This is a genomic window from Neptuniibacter caesariensis (assembly GCF_000153345.1).
Lineage (GTDB): Bacteria > Pseudomonadota > Gammaproteobacteria > Pseudomonadales > Balneatricaceae > Neptuniibacter > Neptuniibacter caesariensis.
The window spans coordinates 384,582-408,522 of record NZ_CH724126.1 but is presented as its reverse complement, the minus strand read 5'-3'; the positions used below and the strand labels follow the sequence as shown (position 1 = coordinate 408,522).

General features: G+C 48.1%; 21 protein-coding genes. 9 read left to right on the top strand and 12 right to left on the bottom strand.

Annotated elements, in window-relative coordinates; genetic code table 11:
- The first annotated feature begins 6 nt into the window (after nt 1-6).
- On the top strand, nt 7-819 hold the full coding sequence (locus MED92_RS11620; RefSeq protein WP_040662641.1) for a helix-turn-helix domain-containing protein: 813 nt from the start codon (nt 7-9) through the stop codon (nt 817-819).
- 253 nt (nt 820-1,072) lie between these two features.
- On the top strand, nt 1,073-2,488 hold the full coding sequence (locus MED92_RS11615) for a hypothetical protein (RefSeq protein WP_007021740.1): 1,416 nt from the start codon (nt 1,073-1,075) through the stop codon (nt 2,486-2,488).
- An 80-nt stretch (nt 2,489-2,568) separates the two neighbouring features.
- Here the strand turns inward: MED92_RS11615 and MED92_RS11610 are convergent, their stop codons facing one another.
- Nucleotides 2,569-3,552, bottom strand: coding sequence for a sensor domain-containing diguanylate cyclase (locus tag MED92_RS11610; RefSeq protein WP_007021739.1), 984 nt, complete (start codon nt 3,550-3,552; stop codon nt 2,569-2,571).
- Between the two features lie 261 nt (nt 3,553-3,813).
- Here MED92_RS11610 and purE point away from each other — a divergent pair, with 261 nt between their 5' ends.
- From purE to MED92_RS18600, 3 genes are all read left to right on the top strand, one after another.
- Entirely contained in the window at nt 3,814-4,296 is a 483-nt protein-coding gene (purE, locus tag MED92_RS11605) for a 5-(carboxyamino)imidazole ribonucleotide mutase (protein WP_007021738.1), read from the top strand.
- Nucleotides 4,296-5,396: a 5-(carboxyamino)imidazole ribonucleotide synthase gene (locus MED92_RS11600; RefSeq protein ID WP_007021737.1), complete on the top strand. Its 1,101-nt coding sequence runs from the start codon at nt 4,296-4,298 to the stop codon at nt 5,394-5,396. Before purE ends, MED92_RS11600 begins: the two co-directional genes overlap by 1 nt.
- Nucleotides 5,397-5,638: 242 nt before the next feature.
- Complete coding sequence (locus tag MED92_RS18600; RefSeq protein WP_007021736.1) at nt 5,639-8,671, top strand: EAL domain-containing protein; 3,033 nt, start codon at nt 5,639-5,641, stop codon at nt 8,669-8,671.
- Here the strand turns inward: MED92_RS18600 and MED92_RS11590 are convergent.
- The 5 genes from MED92_RS11590 to fahA form a co-directional block, all read right to left on the bottom strand.
- Nucleotides 8,660-9,343, bottom strand: a complete 684-nt coding sequence (locus tag MED92_RS11590; RefSeq protein WP_007021735.1) for a type 2 periplasmic-binding domain-containing protein — start codon at nt 9,341-9,343, stop codon at nt 8,660-8,662. The two genes, MED92_RS18600 and MED92_RS11590, sit on opposite strands and share 12 nt — an antisense overlap.
- A gap of 173 nt (nt 9,344-9,516) precedes the next feature.
- Nucleotides 9,517-11,301 carry a putative bifunctional diguanylate cyclase/phosphodiesterase gene (locus MED92_RS11585; protein WP_007021734.1) on the bottom strand — a complete coding sequence of 595 codons (1,785 nt, stop codon included), beginning with the start codon at nt 11,299-11,301 and terminating at the stop codon, nt 9,517-9,519.
- Between the two features lie 145 nt (nt 11,302-11,446).
- Complete coding sequence (gene maiA / locus MED92_RS11580) at nt 11,447-12,076, bottom strand: maleylacetoacetate isomerase (protein ID WP_007021733.1); 630 nt, start codon at nt 12,074-12,076, stop codon at nt 11,447-11,449.
- Nucleotides 12,077-12,103: 27 nt separating this feature from the next.
- Nucleotides 12,104-12,646 carry a VOC family protein gene (locus MED92_RS11575; protein WP_040662802.1) on the bottom strand — a complete coding sequence of 181 codons (543 nt, stop codon included), beginning with the start codon at nt 12,644-12,646 and terminating at the stop codon, nt 12,104-12,106.
- 30 nt (nt 12,647-12,676) lie between these two features.
- Nucleotides 12,677-13,993 (bottom strand): fumarylacetoacetase, encoded by a 1,317-nt coding sequence (gene fahA, locus MED92_RS11570; protein WP_007021731.1) that lies wholly within the window; start codon nt 13,991-13,993, stop codon nt 12,677-12,679.
- Between the two features lie 134 nt (nt 13,994-14,127).
- Between fahA and MED92_RS11565 the strand changes: the two genes are divergently transcribed.
- A complete protein-coding gene (locus MED92_RS11565) occupies nt 14,128-15,024 on the top strand; it encodes a LysR family transcriptional regulator (RefSeq protein WP_007021730.1) in 897 nt (298 codons plus the stop codon).
- A 16-nt stretch (nt 15,025-15,040) separates the two neighbouring features.
- Here MED92_RS11565 and MED92_RS11560 read toward each other — a convergent pair whose 3' ends face one another.
- Nucleotides 15,041-15,448 (bottom strand): rhodanese-like domain-containing protein, encoded by a 408-nt coding sequence (locus MED92_RS11560; RefSeq protein WP_007021729.1) that lies wholly within the window; start codon nt 15,446-15,448, stop codon nt 15,041-15,043.
- Between the two features lie 100 nt (nt 15,449-15,548).
- Here MED92_RS11560 and MED92_RS11555 point away from each other — a divergent pair, with 100 nt between their 5' ends.
- From MED92_RS11555 to MED92_RS11545, 3 genes are all read left to right on the top strand, one after another.
- Nucleotides 15,549-16,325 carry an AraC family transcriptional regulator gene (locus MED92_RS11555; RefSeq protein ID WP_040662639.1) on the top strand — a complete coding sequence of 259 codons (777 nt, stop codon included), beginning with the start codon at nt 15,549-15,551 and terminating at the stop codon, nt 16,323-16,325.
- Nucleotides 16,326-16,433: 108 nt separating this feature from the next.
- Nucleotides 16,434-18,014, top strand: a complete 1,581-nt coding sequence (locus MED92_RS11550; protein WP_040662638.1) for a methyl-accepting chemotaxis protein — start codon at nt 16,434-16,436, stop codon at nt 18,012-18,014.
- Between the two features lie 81 nt (nt 18,015-18,095).
- The gene (locus MED92_RS11545) at nt 18,096-18,758 is read left to right on the top strand and encodes a glutathione S-transferase family protein (protein WP_154715214.1); all 663 of its coding nucleotides are present in this window, start codon (nt 18,096-18,098) and stop codon (nt 18,756-18,758) included.
- 8 nt (nt 18,759-18,766) lie between these two features.
- Here the strand turns inward: MED92_RS11545 and MED92_RS11540 are convergent, their stop codons facing one another.
- From MED92_RS11540 to MED92_RS11520, 5 genes are all read right to left on the bottom strand, one after another.
- Nucleotides 18,767-19,387 (bottom strand): response regulator transcription factor, encoded by a 621-nt coding sequence (locus MED92_RS11540; protein ID WP_007021725.1) that lies wholly within the window; start codon nt 19,385-19,387, stop codon nt 18,767-18,769.
- 18 nt (nt 19,388-19,405) lie between these two features.
- The gene (locus tag MED92_RS11535; protein ID WP_154715213.1) at nt 19,406-20,926 is read right to left on the bottom strand and encodes an ATP-binding protein; all 1,521 of its coding nucleotides are present in this window, start codon (nt 20,924-20,926) and stop codon (nt 19,406-19,408) included.
- Between the two features lie 108 nt (nt 20,927-21,034).
- Nucleotides 21,035-22,669, bottom strand: a complete 1,635-nt coding sequence (locus tag MED92_RS11530; RefSeq protein ID WP_007021723.1) for an acyl-CoA synthetase — start codon at nt 22,667-22,669, stop codon at nt 21,035-21,037.
- 76 nt (nt 22,670-22,745) lie between these two features.
- The gene (locus tag MED92_RS11525) at nt 22,746-23,291 is read right to left on the bottom strand and encodes a hydrolase (RefSeq protein WP_007021722.1); all 546 of its coding nucleotides are present in this window, start codon (nt 23,289-23,291) and stop codon (nt 22,746-22,748) included.
- A 13-nt stretch (nt 23,292-23,304) separates the two neighbouring features.
- Nucleotides 23,305-23,739 (bottom strand): MaoC family dehydratase, encoded by a 435-nt coding sequence (locus tag MED92_RS11520; RefSeq protein WP_040662799.1) that lies wholly within the window; start codon nt 23,737-23,739, stop codon nt 23,305-23,307.
- Between the last annotated feature and the right edge of the window lie 202 nt (nt 23,740-23,941).

The following is a 23,941-nucleotide window of genomic DNA, read 5'->3' as shown; positions in this document are numbered from 1 at the left end:
CTCAAGATGACACAAGATTTTCCTCGAAATCTCCGATTACTATGCAGTTACTATAAGTCCGTCGCTGAGATATGCCGCCGCCTCAATATTAATCGCCCTCAGTTCAACCGCTACTTGCGAGGCAAGTCACTACCCTCAGCCAATACAATGCGCCGCATTTGTGACTTTTTTGGGGTTGAGGAACATGAGATTCTGTTGCCTTACAACCAGTTCCAAAGACTCATACAGGTTCGCCCAGAAGCAACACCTTCCAAGGTTTCAGAACTGCCTGAAACTGACCATATGAAGCAGATGGGTAAGGCAGGTAATACTGAACTCGATAAATATCAGGGCTACTACTTCGAATACCATATTTCTATGGCCTGCCCCAGTAAGCTTCTGCGAATGCTGGTATGCATCGAGCGCCAGGGGGACAAGGTCTACTATAAACGTACAGAGCGTTTTAAAGAGAGCCAACATGAAAGGGTCTGCCATGGGGTATATCTGGGCATGGCGCATTTTTTAACCGATCGTATTTTTATGGTCGATTATGAGTCTCTGACTGGCCACGAGATCAGTCAAACGATCCTTTTCCCCACTTTCAAGAATCGTGTATCCCGACTATCCGGCCTTAAATTGGGCGTATCCGGAAGTGGAGAACGCATGCCTTGCGCAGCCCGTGTGGTATATGAGTACCTGGGGCAATCTGTAAATATAATGAAAGCACTTAGACTATGTGGTTTATACGATATGGATACTCCAGAGATAGAAGACTCTATAAAGAAAGCCGTCAAAAATAATATTGACCCACATGAGATGCACTTCAGGGCTCGTCACTAGTTACAAGGCATCATAAAAACTGGGGTGCCGTTGCTCTAGCACCACCCTGCTAAATCAGAATGCTCATGCAAGGCTTGCCCTCTTTCCCCGTAGCTCTATTCTTCCCTTTCAAGAATCAGGTTGCTCACAGCGAGTGACCAATAACCCTGCCGCGCTTTATTAAAAGTTTCTTCTTTTTGTCACTCAAACGTCATTTGCCCCCGCTAGTTTTGTTGTCCCAGTTTTTAACAGCCTCCAAAAAGGATAACTCCTCATGTCTATGCTGAACGGTTCACACAAGTTGAAAGCGCTGGCTCTATCGATTGGCGCAGCCCTAATAACCACAACTGCTTTTGCTGCACCCATTCAGGTGACCAATGGCAAAGACAGCGGCGAAGGCTCCATGCGCGCAGCTTTGGAAGCTGTTGCTATGGGCAAAGCAGACAGCATCATTGTCACGACCAAAGATGAGATCGAAATTGAATCTACACTGACTTACAAAGGTCAGGCCCCAATTTCTATCTACGGTAACGGGCAGACGATCGAATCGGATAAAAACATAGACCTACTGGCAATAGCAGAAGGCGCAGACCTGAACATTAGCGGTCTTAAGTTTGCTGGCCCAGGTGGTTTCAGCATCCAGAATCGTGGTGACCTGCAAGTTGAAGCAGGTAAAGGTATCGTTGTTAACCTGCGTAAAAACCAGACCGGCACACTCACCGTCACCCTGAATGATGTTGAGGTAAGCGATGTCGCTTATCACGGTATCCATGTGTCTGACTGCGACATTATCAAAGATTGCGGTGCAGGCGCTGGCGGTCAGGGAGGTGGTTCAGCCGCCTCTATTGCGGTGAATGCCTACAACGTTAAGGTGCACAATGTTGGCTTTGGTCGTGTAGATGGCGATGGCCTGCGCGTTGATGAGCGCAGCGAAGGTAGCATTTTCTTCACTGCACACGATTCCAGCTTCACAAAAGTGGGTGCGGATGGCGTTGAATTAGACGAAGGCCAGAATGGTGATGTGATTGTAAATGCCAGCAATGTAGATTTCTCTGACAATGGCGCATACTGCCAAAAAAATCTTCTGCAAAGCCTTCTACCATCCCCGGTGGAAGCGGAATTTAAAGCCGGTGAAATGACGGTGGACAAAGTACCAGCGGCTATCACCGGCTCCCCAGATGACAAGTGTTTTGAACGTGAAGTTGAGCTACATAAAGACGGCACAGTAGAGGTCTACGAGTTTGGTATCGACTTTGATGATGGCTTCGACATCGACGAAGAAGGCAACGGCAGCATCAAAACCGTACTTTACTCAGCAACGATCAATAACAACCTGGACGAAGGCCTGGACTTCGATGAGGAAGGTGAAGGCAACATCGACATCACTATCGTCGATTCTTCAGCAACAGGGAACACCGATGACGGCTTCAAAGTGACAGAAGAAGACAACGGTGACCTGAACTCCCTAATCACCTCAGTTAAGTCGCATAAGAACAGCGGTAAGGGCATCGTTCTGGAATCCAAGCACGATGGTAAAGTAGCTGCTCTGATCGAGAACAGCAAAACAGAGCACAATGACAGTGGTAAGAAGTCTGGCCTTAAAATCAAAGGCAAAGGTGTCATCACGCTGAAGAACTCTGAAATTGAAGACGGCTTCAAAGCGAAAAAAGCAGAAATCGCTAAAATTTAAGTACAAGCCTAGAACGTGATTATAAAAGGGAGCTTCTGCTCCCTTTTTTACGTAACAGAAAACCTGATAAGACAAACAGTTCAGAACGATCTGGTTTTTCCTTTCTCTTGGTACATAAGTTTATCCGAACCTGCTAACAGCTGTTCCAGCGACCCTGGATTGCAATAATCCACGGGGATTGACCCTACACTAAATGAAACCTCACACGGCAACTTACCCTGCAGGTATAAGCCTTTTAGCGCATCACGCAGACGCTGAATATACAGATCAGACTCTTGCAGATTACTACCCATTAGAAAGAGCACAAATTCATCCCCTCCTATTCGCCCAATCACATCCGAGCTGCGAAAGTTGTTCTGCAATTCAGCACTAAACGCTTTTAGAATCTGATCACCTACTCCATGTCCGAGAGAATCATTAATCTCCTTAAACCCATCCAGATCCATAAACAACAAAGACGCTTCCTGGGCATTTCTACAGCACCAGCTAAGCGCTTTTTCAGCGAGAATAATAAAGCCTCTGCGGTTGGATATTTCGGTCAGCTCATCCGTGGTCGCCAATTGAACCGCCGCTAACTCCTGTTCCGCCATCGCAGCTAAATCTTTTAATGCGATCACATCATCATGGCTAAAATCACGGGGTTTAGTGTCTATCAGGCATAGCGTCCCCAGGCGCTGTCCACCGACATCACGCAGCGGGCAGCCCGCATAAAAGCGGATATGCGGTGCATCGGTAACCAGAGGGTTATCAGCAAAACGCGGATCTTGCAGAGCGTTGTTAATAACAAATACCTGATCATCCAAAATTGCATGTCCACAGAAGGAGATATCACGCCCCGTTTCTGAGGCATCCAGCCCCATACAGGATTTGAACCATTGGCGATTGGTGTCTACCAGGCTAACCAGCGCAATAGGCACATCAAAAATTCGTTGCGCCAGCCGGGTCAGGCGATCAAAACGCTCTTCAGAGGCAGTATCGAGAATATTCAGTCTATGCAGGCAATCAATACGCTTATCTTCATCCTTGGGGATAAGAGGTTGTTCCATAACAGTTTCTCTACTCATTAAGTTGGCTACCTAACTCAGAATAGCAACGCATTCCCGCTTTTCCATACAAATGTTTGAATATCACTACGCCTGAGCCATCTCGCATTGAAATGGCCCCCTATCTCTTTTGTTTAAGATCTGCTCATAGAAACGAGAAGTTAATGGTGTTTTTTGGTACACTTCCCGACCAAATTATTTGCCCTGTACTTAATGAAAGACCATTACAGCGCGCTGATTATTGAATTTCTGGCGTAAGCCAAGGGGAAACAGGTACAAAACATGAGTAAAGTATCCGTCAGTATCATTATGGGCTCACGCTCTGACTGGCCAACCATGCAAGAAGCAACCAAACCATTGGAAGAGCTGGGTGTAGAGTTTGAAGCAAAAGTTGTTTCTGCTCACCGTACACCTGAGCGCCTTTTCAAGCATGCTTCTGAAGCACACACTCGTGGAGTCGAAGTAATTATTGCCGGTGCTGGCGGCGCTGCTCACCTGGCAGGGATGGCAGCATCTATGACTCACCTTCCGGTAATTGCGGTACCTGTTGCCAGCAAAAACATTAAGGGCCTGGATAGCCTGCTATCGATGGTTCAGATGCCACGTGGCGTTGCAGTCGCTTGTCAGGCGATTGGCGGTGCAGGCGCATACAATGCAGGTCTGATGGCGGCACAGATGCTAGCCCTTAAAGATGAAGCACTGAGCCAGCGTCTACAGGAGTGGCGTAAAGCACAAACTGACAGCGTTCCTGTTGAGGTAGAATAATGCACGTTGCTATTGTTGGCTGTGGTCAGCTAGCCCGAATGATGGCATTAGCTGGGTGGCCTATGGGTCACCACTTTACCTTCCTTGCCGATCCGGGCGAGAGTTTTATCTGTGTTGAAGGTCTCGGCCGCGTCGTCGAACTGGAAACCGATCTGGAAGGCGAAGCCCTCTACGAAGCTTTAGGTAAACCTGACGTTGTCACGGTTGAACGTGAGCACGTTAATGTTGCCCGACTCAATACGCTGAAACCTCATTGCTCCGTTTTCCCTGACCCGGAAGCGATCAAGTACTGTCAGCACCGCGGCCGTGAGAAAACCTTCCTAAACTCACTAGGCATTCAGACTGCGCCTTTCCACCTGGCGAATAATGCTGAAGAGCTATCCTCCGGCGTCAAAGCACTTGGCTTCCCGGTATTTGTTAAAACCTGCGAAGAAGGTTACGACGGATATGGTCAGTGGGTTCTGAAATGCGAAGAAGATCTGAACAACCTGGTCGCTGAAGCCGACAGCCTGCCAGAAGTAGTCATTGAAGGTCGTGTTAATTTTGACCGTGAACTATCGCTGATCGCAGCACGTAACGCCTCAGGCGATTGTGTTTTCTATCCACTAACAGAAAACCTTCACCGCAACGGTATTCTGTGGAGTTCGATTGCCCCAGCTGATGCACCAGCTGCACTGCACGCTAAAGCAAAAGATATCGCAGATAAGATTCTTAATGCGATGGAATATGTTGGCGTAATCGCCATTGAGATGTTCCACGCAGGTGATGATCTTATCGTGAATGAACTGGCACCGCGTGTCCACAACAGTGGCCACTGGACTCAGGGCGCAGGTATTAGCTCTCAGTTCGAGAACCATATTCGTGCAATCTGCGATTACGGTTTGGGTATCACAACATGCAATCAGCATGCAGGTATGGTTAACCTGTTAGGTATCGAAGCACCTAAGTCGATTGTTAGCGAGAGCAATGTACAACACCATGTGTATAACAAGTCTCTTCGTCCAGGGCGTAAAGTAGGCCACCTGAATCTGGTTAGCGACGACCGCGCAGCGCTCGAAGCTCAGCTTGAACGAATTCGCGAAAGCCTCTATTCAGACTAAGAAAAAGCCCGGTTCTTACCGGGCTTTTTTGTATGTGCTAGCGGCGATTAAACATCTCTATACCCTTATTCCTTCCCATTCATGACTTCATGAGCCAGTGAACTTCTCACCTTCAGAGCCAGATCAATTTTCTGCTATTAAGATGCCCAATTAGCGCATTTAAAGGCACATATTCCGTAGGTGTTTTGTATAATTAGTCACTACAAATACAGTAACGGCTAATATTAAAGCACACAGACTATATGACTAAGACTGCCAACAACCTTCGCCTCTTTGTTGCTGCCGGATCAGCCGTAATAGTCATGGTCATTTTCGTCATAGGGATAATCCAAAGCTCGATTAGCGCTCACACTGAAAGGCACTACTCACGTGTTGCTGAGGAGATGAATCAGAACGTCGCGCGCCTGATCGAATCTAAAAAGAAAAGCACCCTGGCATTAACGCTGGCCCTGGCAGATAACAGCACCATAAAATCGGTTCTTCTTAACAGTGCAAGTGAAGACTCACTTGTTGCCTCCAGCCAGCACTTATCTGCTGAACTCAGGAAACACACCAAGTACAAAAATGTCTGGATTCAGGTGATTGATCGTGCGGGGGTTAGCCGCAGTCGGAGCTGGGTAGATAAGTATGGTGACCCTATCTACAAAGTACGCAAGGATATTCAACAGATCTTAAAGCGACCACACGTAATTGAAACGATCAGTGTCGGTAAATTCACTATCAGCTTTAAATCCATAGTACCGATCTTCGCAGAGCATGAGTTTATCGGCGTAGTCGAAGTGATCACTCATTTTAACTCGATCATTAAAGAGCTTGAGCAAAGCGGTATTCAGTCTGTTGTTCTGGCGGATAAACGCTTTGAGGATCAGTTAACCAAACCCATCAGCAATACCTTCATTGATGGGTATTACGTCGCCAACTTTGACGTGATCAGAGATGATGTCGCCTTGATCAAAGAAGTTGGGGTTGAAAAACTCATAAATCAAACGGCTCCTTTTGTAACAAAAGCTCAGTTGATCAGCACAACCGCCATCTTTGGCCTTAGCGAAAAGCCTGTTGGCTATTACCTACAGATCGCGCCCTTAAACCAAATTGCCTTTCCTGAGACAGAAGCCCTCATCAGAAAAATCATCTTATCTGCGCTACTTATCATCAGTTTAAGCTTCCTGTTTGCTTTTGTACTTTACCGAAATAAGCGAAGAATTGAGCAGCAACAGCGCTTTATTCAAAGTGTGACCGATTCAGCAACAGACCTGATTTTTATCTGCCAGAGAAATACGATCAGCCGCGCTAACAAGGCCTTTAAACACAGTTTCCCTTCTCTACTCGGGCAACCTATCGACAGTTTTATAAGCCAGATCCATAGTTCCGCTTTATTTTCCACGGAACATAAACCGAATGGTCAGTCATTTCTGAACCTGTCTCTTAATCAAGAACAGGATCTTGAGCTGACAATTGAGGGAACTAAGCGCTACTTCTCATTAAATACTCAGACCATACCCGGTGATCAAAAGCAGTATGTTTTGCGCCTGGTAGATATCACTGAACGTAAGCAGGTGGAACAAACCCTGCAGCTTTCAGCGAGTGTATTCACCCATGCTCGGGAAGGAATTTTAATTACCGAACGCGACGGCACGATTGTCGATGTCAACGATGCTCTGTTACAGATTACCGGTTACAAAAAAGAGGAAGTGATAGGCCAGAAACCCAGCCTGTTTAGCTCGGGCCATCATGGAAAGGAGTTTTACCACTCTCTCTGGAACGATATTACTGAGAAAGGCTACTGGTCAGGTGAATTGTGGAATAAACGGAAAAATGGTGACATCTACGCGCAAATGTTAACCATCAGCTCCGTCAAGGATGGCGAAAATGAAGGCTACTTTGTTGCGTTATTATCAGACATCACAACAATTAAAGAGCAGCAGAAAAAGCTGGAGTTGATTGCTAACTTTGATCCACTCACCGGGTTACCAAACCGCCGCCATATCATCGAGCTGTTACATGAAGGTATGGCAAATGCCATGAAGCAGATGAAAACTCTGGCTGTGTTCTATCTTGATTTAGATGGTTTTAAAGATATCAACGACACCTACGGCCATGAATATGGCGACCAGTTATTGGTGACCCTGGCCAACCGCATGTCCAAAGCGATGGGACAGCAGGATATTGTCGGACGTGTAGGCGGGGATGAATTTATCGGGGCGTTCTTCGAAGAACCCAACTCAGTCTTTACAGATAAGCTCCATCATATTCTCGAACAACTGGCGAAACCTATCTTTGTTGAGGGTTACAAGCTTCAGGTTTCAGCCAGTATTGGCGTGACACTTTACCCCCAACAGCGATCAACCGATGCCGATAAGTTGGTCAGGGAAGCCGACCAAGCGATGTATCAGGCGAAGCTTGCTGGAAAAAACCGTTACCATTTCTTCGATGCCGAGAAGGATCAATACATCCGAGGCCAGCATCAGGCATTGGAAGATATTCGACGCGCCCTAGAACGGGGTGAATTTGTTCTTCACTACCAGCCCAAAGTGAATATGTTTACCGGACAGATTTGCGGGGCAGAAGCTCTGATCCGCTGGCAGCACCCTGAAGAGGGACTCATTATGCCGGGTGACTTTATTCCTACGATCAGCGCGCACCCCCTTTCGGTTGATCTGGATGAATGGGTTATTTTGACTGCGCTCAAGCAGATCGAACTATGGTTACATTCGGGCTTTGATATCCCCGTCAGTGTCAATATCAGCCCCCTTCAGTTGCAGGATTCTGAATTTAGTAAACGTCTCGAGAAACTTTTACATACAGTGAGCCCAGCAGCCAGAACAAGACTTAGCATTGAAGTGATTGAATCCCATGCGCTGGAAAATATGTCTACCGCCTTAAACGCTATTGAAGAGAGCAAGGCGCTGGGGATCAGTTTTTCCCTGGATGACTTCGGTACGGGTTACTCATCCATGAGTTATCTAAAGCGACTACCTGTGGAAGAACTCAAAGTTGACCGTAGTTTTGTTCACGGCATGCTAAACAATCAGGAAGACCTGGCGATTCTCTCAGCCACCATCGGATTAGCTAAAGCGTTCGATAAGAAGATTCTGGTCGAAGGGGTTGAATCAGAAGAGCAAGGTCAGCGTTTGCTAAGCCTGGGTTATCAGGAAGCGCAGGGCTATTTTATTAGTAAACCGATCTCTGCTGATCAATTTATAGAATGGCAGGCAAACTGGAAAGCTCCATTAAGCTGGACCTATGATCGGGATGAACCGGCGTTAATGATTTAGCAGGTCACGCAGTAGCTGTAACCTCTCAGAAGCATGTTCATCATTTCGAATCGCCAACACTAAAGCTTTACGCATGAGCACCTTATCCACTTCAATCTCATCGACACCCAGTTTGTCAGCTAAGTAAGTCATAACATAGGGATCAGTCACCGCAAAATCGATCTGATCTGCCATCAGTGCTTTGAGAAGTGCTAATTCATTAGCCACCAGGGTTGTTCTATGGCGCTGAGCTTTGGCCTGATCGGCAATTAGCGTGGGATAAGAATAGGTGCTGATTAACCCTCCCCGGTAGAAAGCAAACAGCTGCCGGGCATTACTGTATTCCAACATCGTCGATCGCTTTCTCAGGACAGCAATCCACGACCAATCAATTTTGGCTGACGCCGTAAAACCCTCTTTAACCTCTTCCGGCCAAGCAGGGAAATAACCAATATACTGGGGATCTTTCGCTATCTCCTGAGCACGTTCCCAGGGATAAAAATCGACAATCAATTCAATATCTTTCTGTTTCAGCAGATGCCGAAGCTTCTGTATCGCATTACCCTGGGTCGTCATCCGGTCGCTCGAATAGGGTTCCCAGTTAAGCGAGGCTATTTTCCAGGTCTCGCCCCCCCAGGCTAGCGGGTTCAAAAAGAGAGCAAAAGATAAAAGAACAACACCGATGCTTTTCATACCTACCCAACAAATTTACAAACGACGGGGTAAATTAAGCCTAGCACAGGGGGTTTTAACCAAAGCGATCAGGATTCATTTGCTTGATTCAGCACAATTAATAAAGTGCGGGGGCAATGTGATTAGGGCAACCTTTCTTATTCAGGGTCACCTTTTGAGGTCTGTCTTCTCAATCAAATATAAGCGCCCAGATAGCAACTTTCAGAAAACTGTAGCTGGAACTGGTCTGCCGGAACCGGCCTGGCAAAATGATAACCCTGGAGATAATCACAAGTCTGCAAGGTTAAGAAGTTTACCTGCTGCCGGGTCTCTACACCCTCACCGACCACTTCAATACCCAACGCATGGGCCATTTGAATAATCGCAGAAATGAGTGCCGGGCTCTCTTTAGAACAATCAAGTTCAGCCACGAAACTTCGGTCGATTTTTAGCGTATTCACGGGGAAGCGCTGCAGATAATTCAACGCAGAAAAGCCAGTGCCGAAATCATCAATAGATAACTGAACCCCCATTGCACTGAGCTTTTTGAGCGCTTCAGCGCAGCCCCGTTCATCCTCCATCAGTAATCGTTCGGTTAATTCCAGTTCCAGGCATTGGGCGGGTAAGCCGCTTTTCTTGAGCACTTTTTCCACCGTGCTAACAATATGACCATCCCGGAATTGTGGATAAGAAACATTCACAGCGATCTTAAAGGGCACACAAGCCGTAGCCATCCACTCAGCTGCCTGTAAGCAGGCCGTTTCCAATACCCAGTCACCAATTGTCACAATTAAACCCGACTCTTCGGCCAGCGGAATAAACTGATCTGGGGGCACTTGACCATATTCGGGACAGTGCCAACGTAGCAAAGCTTCAGCCCCAACAACATCACCTGATGACGCAGAAACGATGCTCTGATAATGCAAGCTTAACTGGTCTTTAGACAGAGCCTGGCGTAAGTAAGATTCCATGGTAAATTTACGCACGGTCTCCTGATCCATTTCCGGGGTAAAAAAGCAGAATGTATCTTTACCCTGCGCTTTTGCCTGATACATAGCGGCATCAGCATTTCGCAGAAGCCCACTGGGCTCATAACCGTCATCAGGGTAGATCGTCACCCCGATACTAGCAGAGGTAGAAAATTCATAGCCATTAATGGTCACCGGCTGCATCGCCGTCGCCAGGATACGTTCGCACACCTCTTCTACCTGTTTAGGTGAATCAAGGTCTGGCAGGATAACCAGAAACTCATCGCCGCCTAATCGCGCAATCGTATCCTCTTCGCGAAAACAGTAACCGAGTCGATTACTAATCTCCTTCAGATGCAGATCCCCAACCTCATGGCCCAGCGTATCATTGATCTTTTTGAAGTTATCCAGATCGACAAATAATAAACCGACTGAGGTTTTATTTCTTCGTGAGCGAGAGATAGCAACAGAGAGACGATCCAGGGCCAGCGCGCGATTGGGTAAGCCAGTCAGATGATCGTAGGTCGCCTGATGGAGCAGTTTATCCTGATACTCTTTCTGCTCAGTGATATCACCAATAGAGCCCACCATACGGTAGGCAATATTCTGATCATTACGTAGCGCCATACCATGGGCCAGTACCCAGACATAGCCACCGCTACTGTTCTGAACCCGGTACTCGCAACGAAAATATTCGGTTTCGCCTTTTAGGTGGTGGCAGAGAACTTGCTGATAGTGTTCACGATCCTCTTCATGAACCCAGGATAGCCACTCATTAGAGGTGGTCTTAAAGGTGTCTTTGCCCATCCCGATGGTTCTGAGCAAGCGTGCGGAAAGGTAGAGTTCTTTGCTGACAGGGTCCCAGTCCCAGAGCCCCTCATTGGCGCCCTGCATCGCAAGGGCATAACGTGCTTCGGTTTCACGGAGAACTTTCTCAGCTTTCGAAAGCCCTATTACACGCTGCTTTAACAACGCATTTTCTGCTTCTAGCTCAGCAATTCTCTCAGACAACCTAATCACCTCGGCACATCCATAGCCAACTTGAGATCATTCGAGCTTAGCACATTTTTTAACCAGCGCGCACACCCCACAATAGTGCTACTTATTGTAGGGTTTTTAAATTACTTAAGAGGTTTGTATTAGTACGCTTCTAAAATCACTGCATCTCTGGATGCGCCATACTAAATGCCTGTAGCTCCTCGCAGTTAGCCTCTATTTGTAACAGGGTTGGAAACTGACTTAGGTCTACATCAAAACGCCTGGCGTTATAGCATTGGGGCACCAGACACAGATCAGCTAACCCTGGCGTGTCACCCTGGCAAAACATCCATTGATTGGCCGATGGCTGCAAGTGAACCTCAAGTGCTTTGAACCCCTCTTCGATCCAGTGCCTATACCACTGCCGTTTCTGCGCTTCGTCGACGGAAAACTCATTTTCCAGGTATTTCAATACCCTGAGGTTATTAACAGGATGGATATCACAGGCGATCAGTTGAGCAAGCGCCCTAACCCGCGCTCTTTCCAACGGGCTATCTGGAAGCAGCCGTGGACTATCGGGATAAACCTCATCCAGATATTCACAAATCGCCAGCGACTGCTGCAATAACTCACCGTTATGGTTCAATGCAGGCACCAGCCCCTGCGGATTACGCCGCTTGTGCATGCAGGACTGCTGCTCATTTTCCAGTAAATTCACCGGGACCTGCTCATAGCGCAGCCCTTTTAAGTTCAGCGCAATCCGCACTCTATAGGCGGCAGATGAGCGAAAATAATCGTACAAAATCATCGATTAGTACTGTCTCAACATCAGCGTTTACAGGTCTTTGAACTCTTGCTCATGTAACCAGGCCGCGTGCTTAGGGGCACGTTTGGTTTTTGACCATTCCTCTATCATTAACGGCGCAACTTCCGCCAACTGCTGTAGCTGTTTTTCGGTACCCGTTCGACAGGTTAGCTCCAAACGATGGCCATTCGGATCGAAGAAATAGATCGACTTAATAATGCCGTGATCGGTAATTCCCACCACTTCAATTCCGCGCGCTTCCAGCTCAATTTTAGCGGACTCAAGTGCAGCCATATCCGCCACTTCAAAAGCGATATGCTGACACCATTCAGGCGTATTTCGGTCACGGTCCATCTCTGGTGAATTAGGCAGTTCAAAGAAAGCCAAAATATTCCCCTGTCCAGCATCAAGGAAGACATGCATATATGGATCGGGCGCTTTTGTAGAAGGTACGCGGTCTTCAGCTATCGCTACCAGGAAGTCCATATTCAGAACTTCCTGATAAAAGGCGACGGTTTCTTTCGCATCTTTACAGCGATACGCCACATGGTGGATCTGTTTAATATCGATCATCAGAACACTCTTATTTTTATCTTGGTTCAATTACTTTTTGTTGAGGGCTGGTAATACTTTTGACCAGACTTCGCCAAAACCAATACGTGCGGAACCCTCGGCCTCACAGAATCCGCGCAGAATAATGGCATCGCCATCTTCCAGAAAGGTTCTTTGCTCGCCATTAGCTAAACTGAGAGGCTCTTTTCCGCCTTTAGTGAGTTCAAGGATTGAGCCTGCTTCTTCCTGTTCCGGGCCGGATTGGGTGCCACTGCCGAGTAGGTCTCCTGGGCGCATATTGCAGCCATTAACGGTATGGTGAGTAACCATCTGGCTCACGGTCCAATAGGAATGTATAAAGTTGGAACGCGCCAGACTATGTAACTCACCTTGCTCACGCATCTGTTCTGTTTCAATCAACACTTCCAGTGCAATATCAAGGGCACCCTGCTCTCGAGTGAGGGCAGAGTCCAGATAAGCCAGTGGCTGAGGGTCAGCCTCATCTCTGTGCCAGGGCCTGCGGAAAGGAGCTAAAGCTTCCATTGTTACAATCCAGGGGGAAACAGTAGAGGCAAAGTTCTTTGCCAGAAACGGACCTAAAGGCTGATACTCCCAGGCCTGAATATCCCTTGCCGACCAGTCATTGAATAAGCACATACCAAAGATATGCTCATCACTGTTATCGATCGTGACGGCCTCTCCAAAATCATTGCCGCGACCAATATAGATCCCCATCTCAAGTTCATAATCAAGACGTTTACAGGGGCCGAAGCTTGGCTCTGATGCATCAGGCGCTTTGGTTTGTCCCATAGGCCGGCGGAAGGATTGCCCCGAAACCCCAATAGAGGAGGAACGGCCGTGATAACCGATCGGTACCCACTTATAGTTTGGCAACAATGGATTATCCGGTCTGAATAACGAACCTACGGCGGTGGCATGGTGAATCGAGGTATAAAAGTCAGTGTAGTCGCCGATCTGACAGGGTAGATCAAATTCAACCTCGCTCTGGGCAATCAGTGCGGAGGTTAGCTCATTCACAAAAGGACTGCCCTCACGTAACGCCAGCGACAACGCTTCACGAAGCGCAGACCAGGCATCACGCCCCATACCCATAAATTCATTTAACTGAGGCTTGGCCGCTGCAACCAGCGCAGCCTGAGCCAGACCCGACATGAGCGCTTGATCAGCAACCTGAGCCAGATCCAGCACCTGATCACCGATAGCCACACCGCCACGAAAGGTCTCACTTGAGCCGGCACGACGGAAAATCGCAAAAGGTAGGTTCTGGATCGGGAAGTCAGTCTTACCGGTATTGGCAGAGCTAACCCAGCTACGTAGCTGCGGATTATGAGTTTCATTGAGCTGCATGAAAAATCGCCTGTTAAAAAACTATCCCTACACTCTAGTCTCATAAAACAAAACATCAATACGCATAACTGGGTTAAACTGTCTCATTATTGGAACACGTTTATTTACTTCTTTGGTAATAAAGAGTACCGGACATGAGCAACCTGGACGATACAGTCATCTTTAATAAGGTCGCCGAACTGAGTAGTTATACACAGGCGGGGCTGCAACTGAATATTCCCAAAGCCACCGTCAGTCGACGAGTAAAGCAGCTGGAAGAGCGGCTCGGAGTAAAACTGATTAATCGTGATACCCGCAAGCTCAGCCTGACCGAAGCGGGCCAGTACCTCTATAACAGTACCTCCCCTCTGCTTTCTCAGGTGCTTGAAATTGAGAGTTCAGCAGCCAGTTTTCAGAAGCACCCGGCGGGGGAGTTGCGTATAACCATGCCGGTAGAGATCGGCATCCGGCTGTTAAACGAGATCATCTGTGACTTTGCAAAACAGCACCCGCAGATCCAGCTGGATATTCATATGACCAACGATGTTGTGGATATCATTAAGGAAGGGTTCGATATCGCTATTCGTGGCGGCAGCCCTAAAGATTCGAACCTTATTGCGAAGAAAATAATGTCCAGTCGGTTCTTCCTCTGCTGCTCCCCCGAATATCTGAATGAGCATGGCCGCCCTTCACATCCGGATCAACTCAAACAGCACCAGTTGATCACCTTCCCTTACAGCAGTTATCAACAGTTAAAGCTGATGAAAGGCGAACAAGAGGTCATGGTCCAGGCAAATAACCGCCTTTCGGCAAACAGCTTCGATATGCTGCTAAAAGCGGCTAAAAAGGGGCTAGGTATTGCCATTATGCCGACATCTGTTTGCTCCGACGCACTTAAATCGGGCCAGTTGGTCTCACTATTTGACGATTGGAAGACCGATGATATCGGCTTGTTTGCACTCTACCCTGACCGGATAAAAACCAAAAAACTGGAGCTGTTTATCCATTTTGTGGAAGGCCGACTCTCTGAATTGGAGAAGGGCTTTCTCTGAAAAGCCCTCTGACTTTCTAACCTCGGCTCCGATACTCAACGATAGCGCCTTCAGCATCGCGCCAGGCACCAAAACCACCATGTACATGCTTCACCTTTTCCAGGCCCATCTCGACAATGGCCCGTCCAGCAAGGGCTGACCTTAATCCCCCTGCACAATACAGAACAAAGGTAAGATCTTTCTGGAAAATAGTTTTCGCATAAGGGCTTTCGGGGTCTACCCAGAATTCCAACATACCTCGTGGGCAATGGTATGCCCCTGGAATCTGGCCATCACGCTGCAACTCTCGGATATCCCGGATATCGATAAACTGGATCCCCTCCTGGCCTAACAGGGCCTTCGCCTGTTGAACGCTAATCTCTTCTACAATCTTGTTTGCTTCCTCTACCAGTTGATAGATCCCTTTGCTAATTCTGTTTGTCATCTCGATCTCCTCCTCTTAAAGAAGACTATCGAAGATCTAACTTCCTCTCTTTATAAACTATGTCAAAATATATCGACAAAGCGTCAATACATAGTCTGTCATGAAACAACCACTGTCACTTCTCACCCTAAAGAAATTGCCACGCCCTGTTTTTGTCAGGCAGGAAGTCATGCCGCCACAGCATTTCTTTCCTAAGCACCAGCATGAGTGGCACCAGCTTCTTTATGCTACATCTGGAGTGCTAATCGTTGAGGTACTTGGCGAGCGCCTGTTTATTCCCCCTGAAAAAGCAGTCTGGATTCCACAGGGACATGAACATCAGGTATACAGTGAATATGGCTCCTCATTAAAAAGCCTCTACATTGAGCATTCCGATCAATTTAGCGATTGGCAAACCAGTAAGGTATTGAAGATTACGCCACTTCTGAAACAACTCATTCTGGAAGCTTCCACATTCTCGGTACATTACTCCAGGCAAGGCTATGAAGCTGAGCTGATAGCATTGATGCTTGCCAGCCTGCATCGGCTGGAAACCGATCATGACCAACTCCCCTGGCCCGCTTCCCGAGACCTCTATCGGCTTTGCCAAATGTTCTATGAACAACCTTCTCTACGTAAAACCACTGCGAAACTAGCTATAGAACTATCGGTTTCCAAACGGACTTTGGAGCGAAAATTTATGAAAGAAACAGGCATGTCGGTGCAACAATGGTTACTACAACTAAGATTTCTCAAGTCGCTCGAGCTGCTTAGTGCAGGCTACAGTATCACGCACATTGCGCTGGAACTTGGCTATGGCTCCTCCGCAGCCTTTATCCATATGTTTCGGGACAAAACCGGCGTGAGTCCAGGACAGTTCATAAAAAACGCCCGCTAGTTTCCACTATTTTTCATAGTTCTTCTTTCGCCGGCTTCACTTATAACCTTGCTACAAGTATGGTTAATTGCTATCCAATAAAAATAAATACACAAGTGATGTAGTCGTATGAAAAAGAATCTCCCCGTTTCAAACAAGGAAGTCGACTACGAGAGTTCAATGAATATACTCTCGACGACAGATTTAAAAGGTGCTGTAACCTACGTAAATAGAGATTTCGAACAGCTTAGCGGTTTCACCAAAGAGGAGTTAATCGGCAAAAATCACAATGCCGTCCGGCACCCGGATATGCCCCCAGCCGCCTTTGAAGACCTCTGGAATACCGTGAAAAATCACCACTCCTGGATGGGGATTGTTAAAAACCGCTGTAAAAACGGCGACCATTATTGGGTCGATGCGTATGTCACACCGATCGAACGCAATGGAACGGTATTCGAGTATCAATCAGTACGCCGAAAACCCAAACGGGAGTACATAGACAGAGCAGAGAAGGTATATCCCTCGCTTATGGAGGGCAAAATACCTAGCAAGGTTAAGCATGGGCTATCTTTCCGCACTCGTTGTCTATCGGCCATTACCCTGCCTATTCTATGTGCCTGGCTGCTGTTCTTCCTGTTAAATCCGTCCGCTACTACAGCGGCAGCAATATTTACCGCAGCATCCCTGCTATCACTTGGACTCACCCTGTTCTTCTTTACCCCGTATCAAAAGCTGGTTAAAGCTTCTCAAGAGGTCATCAACAATCCGGTAAGCCGTTACATATACACCGGCAGGAATGATGACATTGGCCAGCTAACCCAAGCGCTAAAAATGCTTCAGTCTGAAACTGCAGGCTTAGTGGGGCGTATATCAGATTCTGCTAAAAATCTTTCGACCCAGTCTTCAGGCCTTGCCGCTGCTGTAGCTCAGTCAGAAAGCGGCGCAAAGAGTCAGTTTGCCGAAACTGATCAAGTTGCTGCTGCGGTGAATCAGATGTCCGCCAGTATTCAGGAGGTCGCTGGTAATGCACAGAACAGCTCTACCTCAGCAGCCGATGGCTTAGATGAGGTCTCCCGCGGGCGAAGAATTGTCGATGACAGTGTCCAGGCGATTCAGGCGCTGCAGCATGATATTGCAGCCGCATCTGAAGTGATCGGTCACGTAGAAATGAGTAGTAATGAGATCTCAACCATTCTCAATGTTATTGTCGAGATCGCCGAGCAAACCAACCTGCTCGCTCTGAACGCCGCGATCGAAGCCGCGCGTGCAGGGGATGCCGGACGAGGCTTTTCTGTCGTAGCAGATGAAGTCCGACTGTTAGCCAGCAGAACCCAGGCCTCTACTGAAGAGATCAGAACTATGATCGAGAAATTACAGGGTAATGCTTCCCAAGCAGTTAAGGTGATGAAACAAGGCCAGGATAAAACCGTTAGCTGCGTAGAGCACAGCCAAAAAACATCGGAATCATTAAGCAGCATCCATTCGGCCATGGAGATCATTAATGATATGAACACGCATATCGCTGCAGCGGTGGAACAACAGAGTGCTGTTGCTGATGAGATTAGTGGCAGCGTCTACCGCATCAGGGATATGTCTGAGCAAAACCTTGATGCCGTTGGGGTAAGCTCATCCACCAGCACAGACCTACAGGGGATATCCCAAGGGTTTGCGGAACTCTCTTCTCAATTCTGGGCCAAACAAAACGCTTAAGCGATTGCCTGCAGTTGGGGTATTTACATAAATAGGTAAATACCCCAGTATCCTAGATTCATTACTGCAATGGATGTTGCTATGGCCATTACTCTGTTTCACTGCCAGGAAGCTCGCTCGATGCGATCACTTTGGCTGATAAACGAACTGAATCTGGATGCGGAAGTGATTACCCTTTCTTTCGGTGAAGAGCTGCGTAGCGATGACTATATGTCACGACACCCGTTGGGCCGGGTCCCCTGTTTAATTGATGGCGACACCACCCTCTATGAGAGTGGTGCGATAACTGAGTGGCTGTGCGAGAACTACGACACCAAAAACCTCTGGCGCAAGCCGGGAGATCCTGAACGAGCTGAGTGGCTACAATGGTTACATTACGCAGAAACCATCTGTGTGCACGTCGCCAGTCTGACCCAACAGCAGATTGTTATTTTTGACTCTGAGCTTCGCTCACCTACCGTCAGAAAACTGGAAACCCGACGTCTGGAAAAGGCTATTGAGGTACTGGAAACACAATTAGAAAATCAGGATTACCTTTTGAAAAGTGGTTTTTCAGGGGCGGATATCGGCGTGGGTTACAGCCTGCATGCCGGGCGACTGTTTACCGATATTTCTGTTTTTCCGAACGTCAGTCGATATTATGAACGGCTATCAAAGCGACCTGCTTTTCAACTGTCCCTTCCTGAGCCGGGGGCAACCAACCTGATCTATACCGAAGAGAACTACTGGATGGAACCAAGCTAATTCACAGCTTATGAGTTAGCGCCAACTAACCCCAGTATTACCGCCATCTGGATAAGGTCGGCCAGTGAGTCGGCCTCCATTTTATTCATCAGGTTGGCCCGGTGACCTTCGATAGTTTTACGGTTGATCCCAAGATCATCCGCCATATCCTGATTAGACGCCCCTTTAATCACGCGCTCAAACACCTGTTTTTCACGCTTGGTTAGGGCGTTAAACAATGCAGCGATATGATGCTTTCGCTGGCGGGATTCCCGTTGGGCCAGGTCCTGCGCTAATGCTTTCTGCACATGGTCGATCAGGCTTTGATCATTGAAAGGTTTCTCAAGAAAAGTACGAGCACCTTGGGTCATCGCCGTGACCGCGGTATCCACATTGCCATGCGCCGAAATCATGATCAGTGGAATATCTATCTCATACTCGGGCAATTTCTTCTGAGCACTCAAACCACTTAAACCCGGCATGCGTACATCCATCAAAACACAGCCGCTCTGCCCCTGCGGGTAAGCATCCATAAACGCCTGAGCGGATTCATAGCTACGGACATTCAAATCGACCGACTCCAGCAACCACTGCAAGGAATCTCGTACATCCTCATCATCATCCACGACAAAAACAATCTGCTCAGACATATTCTCTCTGCTATAAAATTAATCCGGGTCTATCTGATTCAGGCTAAAGCTGAATACCGCACCACCACGGCTAGCCGGCTCCGCCCACAGTTGTCCACCCTGAGCTTCGACAAGTGACCGGCTAATGGCCAATCCCATGCCCAGACCATCCGCCTTGGTGGTATAAAACTGCTGGAACAACTGCTCTAGGTCATCTTCAGGTAAACCGCAGCCCTGATCATGAACCCGGATTATAACCTGCTGGTCTTCACCCTCAATAGCATCAATCCACACTTGAGCAGGTTCGGTCTGCTCATTACCTGTACTGGCCTCAATTCCATTCAATAGTAGATTCAACAGGATCTGTTCCAGTTGAATCTGATCCGCTTCGACCACCGGAATTCGATCTGAGATCAGATTATCTAACTGGACATTGGCCGCGCTCGCCTGGCTGGAACAGAGCTGGATCACATCATCTAATAGTGACCTTAACTGGATCGCTTGCTGATGAGGCTGACGTTTACGGGTGAAATCCATCATACTACGGATAATTTCACCTGCGCGTAGCGCTGTACCGGCAATTTTGTTGAGTGGCTTTTCAATCAGCTCAACCGGTACCGATTCCGTATCAGCCGTACGCCGCTCTATGCCCCGCACATAGTTCACAATTGCGGTCAGCGGCTGGTTTAATTCATGCGCAAGGCCGGATGCCATCTCACCCATCGTTATCAATCGCGAAGAATGACTTACCTCGGTTTGATAGCGATATCGCTCCGCTTCCAGCGCTCGTTGTGCAGACATATCCCTGGCTACCAGTGAGAAATATTCGACATGCCCGGTCACCGCCCGGTGAGCCAGGATCTCAAGCATCACTGGCACCAATTTCCCTTCGGCACCAACCATTTCTGACTCGCCTTTCCACTGTCCCTTACACAATGCAGCGGGCAAACCCTCATCGATGAGTATCTGATAACTTTGCGGTTGAAAAAGATCTCTGAGGTGGACCAGCTCTTTTCGGCAATCCAAAGCTAAAACACTACGGGCAGCTTCATTCAGATCAGTGACAACGCGCTCCAGATCTACAAAAGCAACCAGATCGCTACTGCTTTCCAATACCCGGGCCAAACGCCGATTGGTCTGCTCCGCATTAATACGATGACTCGCATCCCTGGAAACCACCAGAATCTCTTTCAGCTCGCCGCTATCCGGGTCTCGAATTGAACGGCTGGTGCTCTCCAGCCAGGTATACTGGCCATCTTTACGCCGAAAACGATAGGTATGGGTATAAGTGCCACGCTCATAACTGACACTGGGGGCACGGCGTTTAAAATCTTCTACATCGTCCGGATGATAAAGCTCATAGGCTGACATCCCGACAATTTCATCCACCGAAAAGCCCAACAGATGCTCAACGGCAGGTGAGGCATAAATGAACTCCCAGTTGTCCGGGGTATGCCGTGAGATCATATCGGTAGACTGCTCAGCCATCTCGGCTAACAGACGATTGTGCTCCTGATCATCAGCAGCATACTTATTTGCTTGCTTGGCAGCGGGTTCCATCAAACTGTTTCGGGCTTCAAAAAAATGGCTATATAACATAGTGATACTAACAGGAATTGGATAGATTCCGCAGCAAGCTTCCAGCCTGCCGCGGAATAAGGAGGGAGATCAGATATCTTTTAGCATGGCCCGAAGTGCAAACTTCTGAACCTTACCTGTGGAAGTTTTCGGCAAAGGCGCAAACACCACTTTTTTCGGGCATTTAAAATGCGCCATATTGCTCCGGGTAAACTCGATAATCTCCGCTTCTGTAGCACTCTGGCCATCTTTCAGAGTGACAAATGCACAAGGCACCTCTCCCCAGTGTTCATCTGGTTTCGCTACAACCGCCGCTTCCAAAATAGCTGGATGGCGATAGAGCATATCCTCGACTTCAATCGTCGATATATTCTCACCGCCCGAAATGATCACATCTTTGGAGCGATCCTTCACTTCGATATAGCCATCTTCATGCCAGACAGCCAGATCACCGCTGTGGAACCACCCTCCGGAGAACGCGGCATCAGAAGCGGAAGGGTTTTTCAGATAGCCTTTCATCACGTTGTTACCGCGCATGAACACTTCACCCATGGTTTTACCGTCACGAGGCACGGGTGCCATGGTCTCTGGATCACCCACCATCAGCTGTTCAAGCGCCGGTGCCCTGACTCCTTGTCGCGCCATTTTGGCCGCTTTATCTTCCAGAACCATCTGATCCCACTCATCCTGATGGGCACAGAACACACTCGGGCCATAAGACTCTGTCAGGCCATACGCATGTACAACCTTGATACCGATTTTCTCCATACCTTCGATGATCGCCGCAGGCGGCGCAGCGCCACCCGTTGTTACTGTAACCGGATGATCCACCAGCATTTTTGATTCTTCAGGCGCATTGAGCAACATATTCAGAACCACAGGCGCACCGCAGAAATGGGTGACCCCACAGGCCTGAATCAGTTCAAAAACCTTCTCGGGAAGTAGGTGGCGCAAACAAACATGGGTTCCTGCAACCGCGGTTACCGACCAGGGGTAACACCAGCCATTGCAATGAAACATCGGTAAGGTCCACAGGTAAACCGCATGAGGCGGCAAGTTCTGACCAATAATGTTACTGGTCGCATTCAGGTGAGCGCCGCGGTGATGATAAACCACACCTTTCGGATTTCCCGTGGTCCCTGAAGTGTAGTTCAGGGTAATCGCCTGCCACTCATCTTCCGGCGGAGACCAGTGATCATTAATATCACCTTCGGCTAGTAACTGCTCATAAGTCAGACTACCGATCAGTTCACCGCCAGTGAACTGAGGATCATCCACATCCACCAGCAGAGGATCAACGCTCGCCATACGCACGGCCCGTTCCATCACATTGGAAAATTCACGATCCGTAATCACCACCCGGGCTTCGCCATGATCCAGCATAAACGCGATCGTTTCCGCATCCAGACGCGTGTTCTGTGTATTCAGTACAGCACCCGTCATAGGTACAGCGAAATGCAGCTCAAGCATCTCAGGGATGTTTGGCAACATAACGGCTACCGTATCCCCTTCACCGACACCGCGTTTACGCAGCGCAGACGCCAGTCGAATACAACGCTCATAGGTCTGTGACCAAGTACGTTGCAGATCTCCGTAAATCACTGCAGTCCGATCGGGATAAACCGTTGCAGCTCGTTCAATAAAAGACAGCGGGGTCAGGGCAGCATAGTTCGCTGCATTCTTGTCCAGTCCCAGGCTGTACGGATTGTTATTTTTATTCTCCATACCTCTACCCATCTTCCAAAAGTTAAGGGCCCGGAAGGGCCCTGATAAAGGAACCTGCGAATTGTTCGCGGGTTCCTTAGCGCAAGAAGTTCATACTAAAATCTTTAAACTGCGGCGCATCTGAACGGCCAATCCATTCAAACCCCACCATCTCCCGGGTCACCATTTTGATCCCCTCTTCACGCATACGCTCAATGGCGGCCGTTGTGTCGATGGGGTTACGTGCTGAGATCGCATCGCTGACCACGTACACCTGCTTACCCTGGGCCTGTAACCGTAATGCGCTCTGCATCACACAGACATGGGATTCCATACCACAGATAACAATCTGCTCCCGATCCAGAGAATCGATACGTGCGCTACACTCAGGGGCATCAGCGCAGGAGAAATGGGTCTTGCCGATAAAGTCTTCTTCCGGCAGAAGTTCACGCAGTTCAGCAACCGTTGGTCCCACACCCTGAGGGTATTGCTCCGAGCCCAGTACCGGTATATCCATCAGTTTGGCAACACCCATCAGCCATTTGCAGCTCGCTACCAGCTTTTCATTCTCAAAAACACCCGGCAGTAGCTTTTCCTGAACATCAATGACTAACAGCGCTGACTTATCCGCTTCAATTAACATAGTAAAACCTCTTTTATTCCGCAGGACGACGATCGACCATATTGGTAGCTGTACCTTCAGCGACAACCTTTTCGCCTACGCGGCAGATCGTTTCCAGCTTCACGCGACGACGCTTTTCATCAATCTCCAGTACTTTCGCAGAAGCGACAACCGTATCCCCGATATGTACAGGAGCTTTGAAACGCAGTTCCTGATCAATATAGATCGCACCCGGCCCTGGCATACGCGTACCAAGCACCGCTGAGATCAGGCCAGCACTGAACATGCCGTGTACGATACGCTGCTCAAACATAGTCTGCGCGGCATATTCAGCATTGATGTGAACCGGATTATCGTCACCAGTGATACCTGCAAACAACACAACATCCGCTTCAGTGATTGTCTTGGCATAACTCGCCGTCATACCTACTTCAAGATCTTCCAGATAGTAACCATGCAGTTCCTGCATCATGAGTAATTCCTCGTCCAAACTTAGTTTTTTCTTGTTCTTCAGCCCGATAATTGACTGTGAATATGCCAAACATATCGATTTAGAAACAAAAAACCAAGGGTTTATACTTGGTTTTATGAAAATTCTTTGCTAGTTTTCCCTCCACACCATCCTAAAAGTCCATAATTTGCAGAGGACAACTAGGAAAAGAAGTGAGGTA